Below are 13,383 nucleotides of genomic sequence, written 5' to 3'. Positions count from 1 at the left end.
GAAATGGTGCCCTGGGGCGGACTCGAACCGCCAAGCCCTTTCGGGCACTAGAACCTGAATCTAGCGTGTTTGCCAATTTCACCACCAGGGCTAACATTAGGCTATGATACCGTTGAGTATGATGTCCACATCTCGTTTGGTTGTCGGCATAACTGGTGCAAGCGGGGCAATCTACGCCGTTCGTTTCCTCAAAGAAGCGACTCACTACTTTAAACAAATTTTCGTTGCTGTCTCCGACTATGCACTGGAGGTAGCGCGAACCGAGTTGGGTTTGAACGTTACGCGAGATAACTTATCATCGGAAACCTTACTCGGCGAGGATTTTCCTCAGATACGCTTTCTCGATTTGAAAGACTATTTCACTCCGCCCGCAAGCGGTTCATTCGAGCACGACGGGATGGTCGTCATCCCTTGCAGTATGGGCACTTTAGGAAGAATCGCGAACGGTGTCAGTGACGATCTCATCACTCGCGCGGCAGATGTATGTCTCAAGGAACGAAGGAAACTCATACTCGTTATCCGAGAAACGCCTCTTAGCGCCGTAATGATTCGTAACATGCTGCGTGTTACGGAGGCTGGAGGAATTGTTTTGCCTGCCTCGCCGGCTTGGTATCACCATCCGAGAACTTTGGAGGATTTAGCGGATACGGTGATTTCGCGCGTGCTCAGCAATTTAGGCGTTAAACAAGTTCTCACTCCTCAATGGCAGTTTGCTGAAGAGTGAGTTTCGAAAAGCGAAAATAAACTTTTTTCATAAAAACAGGACTTCTTCCTAAACTTTTGCAACGAGTTTCCTTCCTACATCGTAAAATTTTTTACATGCCAGACGAATCGAAACTCCATGACGGTCTGCCCGAGGCTTTGTGGAAACTCGGAGAGTGGATTATCACCGAGTTCACGAATGAAAAGGCAGGTCTAACGGTGCGTGGACGTTTTCGTCTTTTGCCGTTCCAAAAATTGGATGCGGAACAGACTCGTTTTTTGCTGACGTTTTTGCGGTGTCGCGGAATTCTCAGTTGTGTCGAGAAGGAACTGGGCATGAGTTATCCGACTGCGCGCAGTAGATTGGATGCATTGCTCAAAGCGCTCGATTTGCATCCGAGCGTGGAATTCGCAGCATCCGATCAACGCCGCGTGATTTTGGAAAAACAAAAAGAAATTCTGGAGAAATTAGAAACGGGAGAAATCACACCCGAAGAAGCGAAAAAAGCGATGAGGGAGGCTTCGAAGTGAAAGAGCAAGTTCTGAGAATCTTGCGCATGGTCAAGGAAGGAAAACTCACGCCGGAGGATGCCTACGAATTGCTTAGCGCATTCGTGGCTTTCGATTCGGAGCCGGAACAAACCGAGATAGAACATGAAAAACGCGCATTTTCCGACGAACCTTTCCGACGTTTTATTGATTACTTGGAGCGAATGACGAAGGAAACGATGGAAAGTGTTAATTGGCGTGAAGTTGCAGAGCAAGTTCGTATGGCTACTCAGAAAGGAATGGAAACACTTCGCGCGAGCGTGGAAGGGCTCGGAAAAGGTGAATTTCTTTTTTTCATGCGAGACCACGAAACCACCTCTGTGGATTTGCCATTCGAAATACGACCCGGAAAAACACTGTATTTGGAATGCACACATTGCGATGTGAAAATAGTCGGTGGATATTCCGAAGCGCGTATTCACGCGAAAGCGACGATTCGTGGCGAAAGTAGGGAAGACGTCAAAGAACGCGCAGCGAAATGGACTCCGGTTTTAGAAGAAAGTGCGGATTCCATAACTTTGAAGCAAAGCCCGTTGACAATATTCGAAGAACTAGAAATTCACATTCCTAAAGGAGTGAAACTCAATATCAAATTAGACCATGGAGATGTCGAAGTAAAAGATACTGGAGCAGAAGTTCGTATATCTGCAAGGTCGGGAGATATAGAAGTTCAAGGTGCAGAGGGTGAAGTGGTTATCGGAACACTCGGTGGGGATGTCGAAGTATCGAACACGACGGGCAATATCGAAATCGATAACCCATCTTCTGGCGATGTGGAATTGAATTCGGTTTCAGGAAACATCAAAGTCAACGCTGCAAACGGTGACATCGAAGCAAAGGGGATTGCAGGGGAAAACATCGTTCTCGAAACGGTGAATGGCGATATAGATGTCCAATTTTCGAAACCGATAACAGGGTCTGTGAGCCTGCGCACAGTTTCGGGTGACATTTTGCTCGACCTCGTCTCTGGAAATAATTGCAGGTGCTGCTCTCTTCTGTTGCAGGCACTGTAAGAAGCGAGGCAGAGATATCGGATGAAAAAAAGACGAGGGAAAGGTTAACTGGCCGGTTCGGTGCAGGAGAGGGAACACTCTTTGTAAACACCGTGAACGGAGATATTAGTCTGAATATCATCAAATCATAAAAAGTTTTAGCGCACTTCAGGGCGTCGGTATGATGCGAGATTTGCGTTCATAATCTCTAACGTGTTCGAATTGCCAAAAAATCGCACCTGCGTGATGGGTGTTTTGAATGTAACGCCGGATAGTTTTTCTGATGGTGGTCAGTTCCTCGCTCCTCAGCATGCAATCCATCGCGCTTGCGAGATGGTGGAGCAAGGAGCGGACTTTATAGATGTTGGGGGGGAATCTACGAGACCTGGCTCAGAACCAGTGCCTTTAGAAGAAGAATTGCGTAGATTGACTCCGATATTCGAAGCGCTCTCCAAAAAGGGCATTCCGTTTTCCTGTGATACGACTAAACCCGATGTTGCAAGAAAGGCAATCGAATTAGGAGCGGTTGCTATAAATGACGTGCGTGGATTTCGAGATTCGGAAATGGCAGAACTCGCTGCACAATCAGGTTGTATATGCATCGTGATGCATATGTTGGGAGAGCCACGGACGATGCAGACGAATCCGGTTTACCGAGATGTCGTCGGCGATGTAATCACATTTTTAGAAACTCAAGCCAAAACCCTCGAAAGTATGGGAGTGCATCATTCGAAAATATGGCTCGACCCTGGAATCGGGTTCGGGAAAACATTGGAGCATAACCTCGAGATTTTGAGAAACATCAGCAACTTTGTCGAAGTGGGCTATCCCGTTTTAGTAGGGGTCTCGCGGAAGTCTTTCATCGGCAAAATTGCGGAGGAACCGGAGCCTCGAGAACGAGTACCCGGCTCGATTGCGGCTGGCCTGTGGTGTGCTTCCCGAGGGGTGAAAATTCTCCGTGTTCACGACGTTAGAGAAACTGTCCAGGCACTTCGGGTTTGGGAGGCGATTCAGAAGCAAGCGTGAAAGAAGGACTTCACTGGGTAGCTTTCTTCTGAAGGGAATTCAGGATGCGCTTTCCCACGCGCTAAAGAGCAGAGTGACCGCCCACCTCTTTTCGTTCTGATACTTGAAATATTTAGAATATTCGAATATACTAAAAAAAGAGGCAAGTAGCATGAAGTACCAAACACTCAACGTCATTCCACATGAAGAGAAGACCACGAGGGGACAGCTTTCGATGCTTCGAGAAAAGGGAAAAGTCCCGGCTGTAATCAGCACCCCTCAAGGAAAAGCCGAGCATGTTCTCGTGGATTTCAAGGAACTCCAAAACGCCGTTCATAAATCCGGCGTTGGCGGTGTCGTGCAATTGAAGACGAGTGGAAATAAGGGTGAGCGGCTCGTTATCTTGAAAGAAATTCAGTGGGAACCGATTTCGAAGAAAGTTCTTCATGTGAGTTTTTCGGAAATCAGCGGGAAAGGAAAAATTCATGCGAATGTGCCTGTCGTTCCCGTCGGTGAGCCTCTGCCAGTCAAGGAAAAATACGCTCAATTGATTAAGAACACGGAGACAGTTGAATTAACAGGAGGGTTGGCTTCTCTGCCAGATGTTGTCTATGTTGATATTTCCGATTTGCAATTAGGTGATGTCGTCACAGCGGGAGATTTGATTTTGCCGGAGGGTGTCGAAGCGCGTCATCCTAACACGGTTTTGTTTTCCGTAGCGCATGTACGCGGTGAAGTTGCAGCACCTGAAATCGAAACGGAAGTCACTGAGCCTGAATTGGTAACGAAACATGAAGCGGAAAAGGAAGAGACTGAGGAGTAATGACGAATTATAGAGGTCATCTTATGAATGGATGGGTATGTGGAATTAATATCGAAGATTCATCAGTGGTGAGCAAAATGGCTCAATCGCTGAGCCTCGATGACTCCGCTTTAGAACCCAACGTGTTCGTTTCCAACGGCGCGGTTTTCTACGCCCTTCCCTCGAAAAACGGAGTGGAGCGAGTAGAAGTGGCAAGTTCTCCTGAGGGTGTATTGAACATTTTTTACAATGGCCATTTAACGAATGCCCAGCGTCTTCGGCAACACGTCAAACCGAAACCAAAAGACAACAGAGATAGTTCGTTGATTTTGTCTTTGTACAAACTCAGACAGCGGAAATGCGTACACTATCTCGAAGGCTCCTTTGCCTTTGTCATAAAAGACAAGGATGGTTTTTATGCAGCGCGAGACCCTTTGGGGGTTGAGCCGCTTTACTTCACCCGACAAGGGGATGGCTGGATATTTGCGACTCAAATGAAAGCCTTTCTGCCGGAATCGAAAAGGATCGCCGAACTCTTGCCGGGATGTTATTTGGATAGTCGTGTAGGTGCTCGAAGATATTTTCAAATCCCCCATCCTGTAAACACTTCAATTAATCCGCAAGAAGTAGCGGACTTAGTCGGTGCGCTCGTCTTAGACGCAGTTCACAAAGCCTTGAAAGCAGATTCCGAAGTCGGGATTTATTTAACCGGAAGCGTGGAAAGTTGCATCATCGCAGCAATCGCAGCGCAAAAAAATCGGCGCATTAAAACTTTCTCGGTAGGTTTGGCAGGGAGTCAGGACGGGCATACGGCACGAAAGGTCGCCGCTTGGTTAGGTGCAGACCACACTCATGTAGAGGTTACGGAACAGGAAATTTTAGAAAACCTTTCTACGATCATTCACACATTAGAATCTTTCGATGCTCCACTCGTACGTCATGCAGTCGGAGACTATTTCGCATTGAAAAAGGCATCCGAGAGTGTGCAGGTTATCATTAGCGGAGATGCAGCGAACGAACTGTTCGGTGGATATCCATATCTGCGTCCGATGTTTACCGAGAAATTATCAGCAGAAATCCATGCGATAACGCAAAATCTTCATAGGACGCACCTCCAACGTTGGAATCGCATGACGGATGCGTTCGGATTAGAAGGACGTACTCCGTTTACGGACCGTCGTTTGGCGCATACTGTCTCCCGATTGCCTTCTAATATGAAAGTGAGTGAAGATGGACGCTCGAAATGGTGCTTGCGGAGGGCATTCAGCACGCAACTTCCTGCTTGGGTGGTTGACCGCCCAGATTCTGACGATACAATGTTTACGTGCATTCAGGAAGTGCTAAAAAACTATGCTGAAACCGTCTTTACGGATGAAGACTTGAAAAACCATAATGCAAGGGAGAAAGAAGGTTATCCGAATGTTCGAACGAAAGACGAACTTCTTTACTTCCAAATATGGAATTCGAAATTCCCTCTGGAATATGTTCCGTTAGTCGGAAGAACTGTAATGTAGGATTAGTCAGTGGATCGTCAGAAAGAAACACGCAAGAATCCTAACATCGAGGAAGGACTCGCATCCGAAACGTTGAGCGCAGCTCTCCGTGATTTCCCGCTCTATCTCGATTTGCTGGAGACGAGCAACGGTGCGATGCAACATTTCGCCGCCTCGTTGATGACGGCTTTAGGGCATCCCACACGTTTGAGAATCATTCAAGCACTTCGAAACGGCTCTATGACCGTCGGAAGGATTTCATCAGAATTGGGAATTTCGCAATCGAATGCCTCCCAACACTTGGCTGTTCTTTTACGGGTCGGGGCTGTGATAAAAGAACCCGAAGGCTCTTCGAGAAAATACAGTTTGCGTGAACCTCGATTGGCAAAGATTCTCGAAATTATCGAAGAGATGTGGGAAACACACCAAGAAGATATTCTCGCAGAAAACCCGAGATAGGCTTTATATATATCGCGCCTTACGGCGTTCCTACAAGAAGCATTTCTTTTATTTCTTCGATTTTACTAACTCGAATTTTATCTTTCCGGAAAGAATCGGAGTTTTGATGACGGTGAATGGCTGTGTGAGCGCCATCGTTACGATTTCGTCCTTTCTCGGTTTCTTCTCTGCGTAGTAGACGATTATCTCATCGCGAGATTTTCGTAATACGGATACGACTTTGACAGCATATCCACCCGAACGCCTCGTTCCGAGATGAATAGCAATAAGCATTTCTTTGGACCAATTTATATTCTTCGGGACTTCTGGAATCGGTTCATGATTTCGGTAAAGTTCATGCCAGTACTTTTCGAATGCGTCTTGCGTAGTGATAATTCGTGTGCTCGGTTTTTCGATAGCGCAGTATTCACCGGACATGTAGACGCTGAAGGGGATTTTTTCCACTTGCCCCATCATGGCAGATAAAGAGACGAGAAAAATTGCGAGTGTAAGCATCGTTTTATTCTTACGAATATCGAGACTGGTTCGTTTCTGGTTTTAGGGTAGATTTTTTCGGTGCGAAACAGGGCAAAGGCGATCGAGAGGATAGTAGAAAAACTCGAAGCCCTTTATGGAAAGCCCACATATCAACAACGTTACGAGCCTTTGGACGAACTGGTTTGCTGTATCCTTTCTCAGCATTCGACCGACGCGGTAGCGTTTCCCACGTTCGAAGGATTGCGAGAAAAATATCCGAATTGGGAAGAGATTGCAAAACTCACACAGAAGGAATTAGCACGTGAGATTCGAAGAGTGGGTTTGCCTAATCAAAAAGCGAAACATATCTTAGGGGCATTAAAAGAAATTCATAAACGAACTGGCTCATATTCTCTTGACATTCTTCGTAAAATGCCGACGGAAGAAGCGAGACAGTGGCTTATTTCGCTACCAGGTGTCGGACCGAAGACTGCGGCAATCGTGTTAATGTTCGCTTTCGGAAGAGGAATTATCCCCGTTGACACGCATGTCTTTCGTGTAGGGTGGAGATTGGGATTTTACGATAAAAGAATCGGAGCGGCAAAAGCGCATGATGTACTTATGAAAGTCGTTCCCGAAGACTTGTGTTATAGATTTCATCTTGCTTTGATTCAGCATGGACGAAAGATATGTCGAGCACGCACCCCTCTTTGTTACTTATGCCCATTAACCCGTCTTTGCGCCTATTATCGAGAGAAATGATCTAATTGAATCTTAGTTTCCTGGCACTAAAGAAGGTTGGGTTCTTTGGGGTGCAGAAGTGGGAGAAGTTTGTTGAGTTGCGGCAAATTCTGCAGGTTTCGCTACGTAGGGGATGATCGTCGAGACGCCGGGTTCTTGCATCGTAACTCCGAACCAAATCGGCGATGCTTCGATGGTTGTAGGATTATGGGTAATGACGATATATTGAGAGCGTTGGGAGAATTCTAAAAGAAGTTCGACATAACGCTCCACATTTCTCCCGTCCATCGGGGCATCCAATTCATCGAGAATACAAACCGGGCTCGGCTTTACGTCGAATAGCGCGAAAAGGAAAGCACAAGCAGCGAGTGCTCGTTCCCCCCCGGAAAGCAGTTCTAAGCGCTGCATTTTTTTGCCAGGAACTTCTACTTCGAGTTCGATCCCTGTGTCGAGAAGCCTATCGGGGTTCGTAAGTTTAAGCGTGGCATTCCCGCCTCCGAAGAGCCTGCGAAACATCTTGGAAAACGACTCATTCACCTTATTGAATGCGTCGAGAAATGCCCCCCTCGTTATGCGGTCCAATTCGAAGATGCTTTTGTCGAGTTCTTCTTTCGATTTGAGAATATCTTCTCTTTGAGTTCTTAGGGTTTCGTATCGTTGACTTAGTTGTTCGTAGGCTTCGATTGCTCCGAGATTCACATCCCCTAAGGCGCGAAGTTCACGGCGAAGTTCTGCGACGATTTTCTGTGCTTCTTTGGGAATGTTGACTAGTGGAGCTTGCTTTCGCGCTTCTTCCTCTGTAATTCCGTATTCTTCGAGGAGTTTCGTCAATACCCCTGCGAGTTTAGTTTCTAAGCGCGCACGCTGAACGTCGTCTTGGTAGGCGGTCGTTTCGAGCGAGCGTGCAGTCTCTCGCATTTGTTTTGCTTCGTTGTAGTTATGATGGATTTCGTTTTGTAATGCAATGCGTTTCGTTCTATAGGTTTGCAGTTGCTCCGATATTTTTTCTTTCTCTTTGGCTTGCAATTCGAATTCTTGGATTGCTTCCTTCAAGGCGTTGGTGAGTTTTTCTCTTTCGATTTCAAGATTCGAATGCCGTTGTTTTCGATGCTCTATGATTTTTAGAGCGTCTTCGTATTCTTCTTCCGCGTGTCGCAGTCGTTCTCTCGCAGAAGCCTGTCTTTCTCGGGCATCCTCCAAAGCGCGTCGCGCCTGTTCAGCATCCGCAGATTTCGAAGCATGGAGGGCAAGTAACTCGTTGCGCTCCTTTTCGAGTTCTTCGACGTCGCTCAAGTCTGAGTCGTTCGATTCTACAGAAGAGCGTTCTTGGCGATATGATTCGAATTCTTGGAGCAGTTGAGATTTGATGCGTTCTGCAGTAGCGAGTTCTTCACGGGCGGAGACTACATTGCGGATATCTTCCGCAAGAAGTTTTTCCATTTCCGAACGTTTCGCCCGTAGTTCGTTCGTTTTTTGCAAACGAGTTTTTTCTTCGTTTTGCAAAACATCGAACCTTTTACGTAATGTTTCTAATTCGGAGTCTAAATTGGAAATACTGGTTTCGAGTTCTTTTAGTTTAGTTGTTTGTGTAATGGGTTCCGCTGTGTATCCCTTGCGCTTACCGCCACAAATCACTCCGTTTACTAACACTTCGCCATGCAGCGTCGCAATTTTGAGCTTTCCGTTTCGCTTCGAGATTTCGCGTCCTATTTCGATGTTCTCGACGATGACTGTCGAGCCTAAATAGGATTCTATTATTTTTTTGTATTCAGGAGCGCAAGAGACCAATTCCGATGCAATCCCTAATGTGTTTTCACGAGGAACGTCAATGCTTCCAGGGGGGGATTGCATTCTGTCCCGCGGAAGAAAGGTCGCTCGACCCAACTCTTTTTCTCGCAAAAACGCGATTCCACGAAGTGCGGTTTCCGTGTTGGAAGTAATTAAATCTCCCGACGAATAACCTAAAGCGGCTTCGATTGCTTGTGCAAAGCGCGAGGGAACCTCGATAATCGAACCGAGCGGAATGAAGTCGTTCGGAAGCGCGCCTTGTTCGACGGCTTCTAAAATAGCACGTGCACCTAAGGGGAAACATTCGTTGCCTTCTATCGCCGCTTTCAAAGCAGCGGCTCGTGATTCGAGTGAATGCTTTTCGGTTGTTTTCCCTCTGATTGCCGAATCCAACTCGAGAAGTTTTTCTTTTAAGGCAGACAACTCGTTTTCTATGGAATCGTATTCGCTTTGAAATTCCTTTAAGCGAAGTATGTCCTTTTCGTATTTGGCTTGTGAATCTTCTAAGTTTTGCGATACGTTTCGTATTTTTTCTTCTGTTTTGCGCAATTCTTCTTGCAAGTGTTCGTGTTTTTTGCGAGCCGCCTCTCGCATCGTCGCGCTTTCGATTCTCTCGATTTCGCGTTTTCGTGCTTCCTGTAGGCGCGCTTCAGCCTCGTCGAGTTTTTGTTTGATTTCCTCTGCCTCTGCAGAAGAATTGCGTATGACCTGCAATAAAAGTGCGACCGATTGCTCTGCGTTCACGACGTCTCGACGGGAAGCCTCTAATTCGTTTTTCGCTCGTTCGAGGCGAATTTGTTCCGTTTCATAAGAAGAATCCGAACTTAATTCCTCGAGGCTGGCTATTTTTTGTTCGATAAGAATTTTTCGCGTTTCTGCTTTTTCTACTTTCGTTATCGATTCGTTGAGTGCGCTTTGAAGGCTTTCTAACGAAGTTTCGATTTCTTCGAGTTCTTTTTCGAGGATTTCGGAGCGTTTTTCGAGTTCCTCCGCTTCTTTTCGCATCGAGTCGGCGGAAGTGCGTCTTTGTGAAATTTCTCGCTCACGCTCTGCGATTTGTTCCTCGTAACGCGCCGCTTCGAGAACGAGAATCCCTGATTCGAGTTCTCTCAGGGTAGCGAGTTTTTCTTTGTAGATCTTTGCGACTTCAGCCTGCTTTCTCAATGGCTCACATTGCGGTTCTAATTCCACGAGGACATCCTCGACTCTTCGAAGGTGCTGAAGGGCGCTATCGAGCCTTTTGAGTGCTTCTTGCTTCCTCGCCCGATAACGCTGCACCCCTGCAGCCTCGTCAATCCAAACCCTTCGTTCCTCAGGCTCTGCGCTGAGAGCGGCATCGATATCGCTTTGGCTGACAATGGCATAGCCGAACCGCCCGAGACCTGTGTCCGCTAAGAGTTCGTGAATGTCTTTCAGCCTGCAAGGTTGCCCGTTTATGGTGTAAAGACTTTCTCCTTTGCGGTCTATGCGGCGACCTACTGTAACTTCAGAAGTGGGTAACGGCAAAACTCCGTTTTCGTTATCGAAAGTGAGCACGACCTCGGCGTAGCCAAGGGGCTTCCTGTTTGCGGAACCGCTGAAGATTACATCTGTCGAGGTTCCTGCCCGAATGTGCCTTGGATTGGGCTCTCCGAGAGCCCATAGAATCGCGTCTACGATGTTGCTTTTCCCACAGCCATTCGGACCGACGACTGCTACCAAATCGCCATTGACGTTAATTTCCGTGCGTTCCGCAAACGATTTAAACCCGTAAAGTCGTATGTTCGTGAGTTTCAAGGTGTAAGAATCCTTCGGGTTAGACCACCGGATAAAAATAAGACGCTCTCGACCGAGCTGAAGTAGCGAGCTTCGACGGCGTTTCCAGCATCCATGCTTTCGCCTTTCCTCCTTATTTGGAAGGGAATGAAGTATACCAGAACTTGTTAGCATGCAAGAGCTACTCGGGATAAAGACAACTTCCGCGGCTAAATTTATTCATCATTAGGGGTCAGCAGCAGGTCAGGGGTATCTTAGACGCAACCCATGTCGAATGTTCGAAATTGGAAGCGATTTTCGTGTTTCACCTGTAGTGTCGTGCTTTTAAGTGTTTGCTGTTCCTCGGAAAATGTTAGCAAGGCCGTGCTGAATCGGGAGGATTCATCATCGGCTGTTCGAGGCTCGAGTGTCTCTCCGCAAACGGCACCTGCTCGACCCGAAGCGACGGTAATAGAACCCGAAAGGGATTATCCGAATGGTGTTCCGCTAAGAGTCGTGTTTCAACCCGGTGAGAAAGTAACACGGAAGATAAAAGGCAAAATAGAAGTGCTCCTCGATAAGAAACAGTTGCGAAAAGGTGAAAAGCCTAAAGCGACATCGCTGTTGGAAGTTGTTTACACATCAACAACTCACGCCGTCAAGGACGGAATTGCAGAACTCGAAATTTCCTCAGAACCCGTGAAAGTACAAACCGATTCTGGAGAACCTGGATATTGGCAGGCAGAAAACTCGACCGTAAAAATAGATGAATACGCAAGAGTTTTTAGCGAAACGACTAACGTAGTTCGTGGAATTCATGGAATTGGGTTCATTCCGTTTCCGAAAAAACGAGTAATTCCAGGAAGCACATGGAAGTCCGTAACGAATCGAGAAGTGCCTTTATTAGGACTGATGCGGGTTACGGAGAAATATACTTATAAAGGGATTCAAGAAGCAAATGGAAAAAAGACATGGAGAATAGATTTGTTGGTTCAAGATTCAGCGAAGCGCTTCGGTTCTACAGGTTCTTATTTCTTCGATACGGAGAATGGTCAACTCGTAGAAGCGGCGGTAACGATGAGATTCGAAGGAGATATCGAAACTCCCACAGGGCAAAAGCGCCATGCGAAGGTAATATTTTTCGTTCGAGTAGAACCTTTCGATGAAAATACAGCAGAATAATTTTATGTTACGATACGAAGGACAAGCGCTGAATTCTTCCGCAAAGATAGCCGTGCTTGCGAATGATGCGTTAGGCAATTTCGCAATTTGCACGCCACTTTTGCAGGCGTTACGATATTATTATCCCGATAGCATAATAGATTATTACGGGGGGGAAAGGACTAAGGAACTCGAAACCGCATCCATAGGAACCTTGTTCGATTGGCGGATTTCGCTTCTCGGAAAGTCTTTTTCAGAAACCGCTCAGCAGGCTATACAACGTCGCCAAGATATAAATGGATACGATTTGGTCATTAATATCGAGGATGCGCCTCTTCACCGAACGTTCACTGCGTTGATAGGAGAGGGGGCATATGTTTGTGGTCCGTGTCTCGCACCAGATTCGCGATCGGAATGGGATTTTCCTGATGACGAAAGAGGTGACCTTTGGAGGGACCGAAAATGGGCATCGCCCGATTTGCCTATGCGCTATCCTTTTTTGGAAACCGGCTTCATTGCCGAAATCTTTATGAAGTTGGCGTATATGGAAGGAATCCCGAATGCTCCATGGAGGGGGGGGATACCGAGATATTGGTTCCCGTGTGAAGAAATCTCTTTCGACGTTCCAGATATCTTGATTTCTACAGGGGCGTCTTTGAAGAACAAATTGTGGCGATACGATAAATGGGCGAATTTGTTGCGAGATTTGCGAAGGGAAGGCTACACCATTGGACTATTGGGCGCCCCCCCGAAGAGTCAGCGACAATTCTATCACAGTGCAAAGGACGAGGATGTTTTAGTCGAACAAAGTCTCGTGGAGGATTTGCGAGGAAAGTTTTCTTTGCCGCAAGTAGTTTATGCGCTGAAAAGATGCGAATTTGTAATCACTCTCGACAACGGTATTCTCCATTTTGCGGCGGCTCATGATAAGCCTACGATAGGACTTTATCGCAAAGAGATTGCCCCTTTATGGGCTCCCCCCAATCCGAATCTGACGGTTCTCACGCCCGAAGAAGGGGATGTGGAGAACATCGAGGTAGAAGAAGTGTTATCATCTTTTACTCAGATGCAAAAAAGATACGAAACAAAGCATATAGCAGGAGAACTCTTGTAGATGGATTCCGTTTTTATCGAAGGCTTGCAGATATTCGCATATCATGGCGTTACCGAAAAGGAAAGAGCGCAAGGAAGGACTTTTCGCTTCGATGTTCAATTATATTTCGATATGTCGGAAGTTACACGAACCGATGAGCTATCCGAGACGATCGATTATGTCAAGGCATCCGATGTTATCGAAAAGGCTGCGACTTCTACGCAGGTGCATCTTTTGGAGCGATTAGCGCAAATCGTGTGCGACGACCTTTTCGATGCGTTTCCGCAATTAAAACATGCACGAATCAGGGTGAGCAAAACGAACCCGATTCCGAGGCATACAACTGAATGTGCCGGAGTGGAGATAGAAAGGGAACGAGGTGTCCCAATCTAAGTAAAGCAACTTTAT

13 protein-coding genes and 1 tRNA gene are annotated in these 13,383 nt (G+C 46.7%); 11 read left to right on the top strand and 3 right to left on the bottom strand.

Features of this window, described 5'->3' with window-relative positions:
- Nucleotides 1–4: 4 nt before the first annotated feature.
- A tRNA-Leu gene (locus VNK96_07745) sits at nucleotides 5–91 on the bottom strand.
- A 27-nt stretch (nucleotides 92–118) separates the two neighbouring features.
- Here VNK96_07745 and VNK96_07740 point away from each other — a divergent pair.
- The 7 genes from VNK96_07740 to VNK96_07710 all read left to right on the top strand — a co-directional run bounded on the left by VNK96_07740 (nucleotide 119) and on the right by VNK96_07710 (nucleotide 6,002).
- On the top strand, nucleotides 119–724 hold the full coding sequence (locus VNK96_07740; GenBank protein HWP31598.1) for a flavin prenyltransferase UbiX: 606 nt from the start codon (nucleotides 119–121) through the stop codon (nucleotides 722–724).
- 95 nt (nucleotides 725–819) lie between these two features.
- Nucleotides 820–1,233, top strand: a complete 414-nt coding sequence (locus VNK96_07735; GenBank protein ID HWP31597.1) for a DUF2089 family protein — start codon at nucleotides 820–822, stop codon at nucleotides 1,231–1,233.
- Entirely contained in the window at nucleotides 1,230–2,264 is a 1,035-nt protein-coding gene (locus VNK96_07730; GenBank protein HWP31596.1) for a DUF4097 family beta strand repeat-containing protein, read from the top strand. Before VNK96_07735 ends, VNK96_07730 begins: the two co-directional genes overlap by 4 nt.
- Nucleotides 2,265–2,456: 192 nt before the next feature.
- Entirely contained in the window at nucleotides 2,457–3,269 is an 813-nt protein-coding gene (gene folP, locus VNK96_07725) for a dihydropteroate synthase (GenBank protein ID HWP31595.1), read from the top strand.
- 151 nt (nucleotides 3,270–3,420) lie between these two features.
- On the top strand, nucleotides 3,421–4,071 hold the full coding sequence (locus VNK96_07720; protein ID HWP31594.1) for a 50S ribosomal protein L25: 651 nt from the start codon (nucleotides 3,421–3,423) through the stop codon (nucleotides 4,069–4,071).
- Nucleotides 4,071–5,564 carry an asparagine synthase-related protein gene (locus tag VNK96_07715; protein ID HWP31593.1) on the top strand — a complete coding sequence of 498 codons (1,494 nt, stop codon included), beginning with the start codon at nucleotides 4,071–4,073 and terminating at the stop codon, nucleotides 5,562–5,564. Before VNK96_07720 ends, VNK96_07715 begins: the two co-directional genes overlap by 1 nt.
- Nucleotides 5,565–5,573: 9 nt before the next feature.
- The gene (locus VNK96_07710) at nucleotides 5,574–6,002 is read left to right on the top strand and encodes a metalloregulator ArsR/SmtB family transcription factor (GenBank protein ID HWP31592.1); all 429 of its coding nucleotides are present in this window, start codon (nucleotides 5,574–5,576) and stop codon (nucleotides 6,000–6,002) included.
- Between the two features lie 48 nt (nucleotides 6,003–6,050).
- On the opposite strand, the gene VNK96_07705 is transcribed toward VNK96_07710, so the two are convergent.
- Nucleotides 6,051–6,497, bottom strand: coding sequence for a protease complex subunit PrcB family protein (locus VNK96_07705; protein HWP31591.1), 447 nt, complete (start codon nucleotides 6,495–6,497; stop codon nucleotides 6,051–6,053).
- Nucleotides 6,498–6,557: 60 nt separating this feature from the next.
- Here VNK96_07705 and nth point away from each other — a divergent pair, with 60 nt between their 5' ends.
- Nucleotides 6,558–7,220, top strand: coding sequence for an endonuclease III (gene nth, locus VNK96_07700; protein ID HWP31590.1), 663 nt, complete (start codon nucleotides 6,558–6,560; stop codon nucleotides 7,218–7,220).
- A gap of 12 nt (nucleotides 7,221–7,232) precedes the next feature.
- On the opposite strand, the gene smc is transcribed toward nth, so the two are convergent.
- A complete protein-coding gene (smc, locus tag VNK96_07695; protein HWP31589.1) occupies nucleotides 7,233–10,763 on the bottom strand; it encodes a chromosome segregation protein SMC in 3,531 nt (1,176 codons plus the stop codon).
- 342 nt (nucleotides 10,764–11,105) lie between these two features.
- Between smc and VNK96_07690 the strand changes: the two genes are divergently transcribed.
- From VNK96_07690 to folB, 3 genes are read left to right on the top strand one after another with little or no spacing between them, the layout of a single operon-like run.
- Entirely contained in the window at nucleotides 11,106–11,903 is a 798-nt protein-coding gene (locus VNK96_07690; GenBank protein HWP31588.1) for a hypothetical protein, read from the top strand.
- A complete protein-coding gene (locus VNK96_07685; GenBank protein ID HWP31587.1) occupies nucleotides 11,884–12,996 on the top strand; it encodes a glycosyltransferase family 9 protein in 1,113 nt (370 codons plus the stop codon). Before VNK96_07690 ends, VNK96_07685 begins: the two co-directional genes overlap by 20 nt.
- Nucleotides 12,997–13,368 (top strand): dihydroneopterin aldolase, encoded by a 372-nt coding sequence (folB, locus tag VNK96_07680; GenBank protein HWP31586.1) that lies wholly within the window; start codon nucleotides 12,997–12,999, stop codon nucleotides 13,366–13,368.
- Nucleotides 13,369–13,383 lie beyond the last annotated feature (15 nt).

Source organism: Fimbriimonadales bacterium, assembly GCA_035559795.1.
GTDB lineage: Bacteria > Armatimonadota > Fimbriimonadia > Fimbriimonadales > ATM1 > DATMAR01.
The sequence above is the reverse complement of the archived record's forward strand: the minus strand, read 5'-3'. Positions and strand labels throughout refer to the sequence as shown.

Coding starts and splice junctions, on each gene's coding strand:
- VNK96_07705 (HWP31591.1), bottom strand. CDS start 6,497: ATGCTTACACTCGCAATTTTTCTCGTCTCTTTATCTGCCATGATGGGG.
- VNK96_07735 (HWP31597.1), top strand. CDS start 820: ATGCCAGACGAATCGAAACTCCATGACGGTCTGCCCGAGGCTTTGTGG.
- VNK96_07720 (HWP31594.1), top strand. CDS start 3,421: ATGAAGTACCAAACACTCAACGTCATTCCACATGAAGAGAAGACCACG.
- VNK96_07715 (HWP31593.1), top strand. CDS start 4,071: ATGACGAATTATAGAGGTCATCTTATGAATGGATGGGTATGTGGAATT.
- VNK96_07685 (HWP31587.1), top strand. CDS start 11,884: ATGAAAATACAGCAGAATAATTTTATGTTACGATACGAAGGACAAGCG.
- VNK96_07740 (HWP31598.1), top strand. CDS start 119: ATGATGTCCACATCTCGTTTGGTTGTCGGCATAACTGGTGCAAGCGGG.
- folB (HWP31586.1), top strand. CDS start 12,997: ATGGATTCCGTTTTTATCGAAGGCTTGCAGATATTCGCATATCATGGC.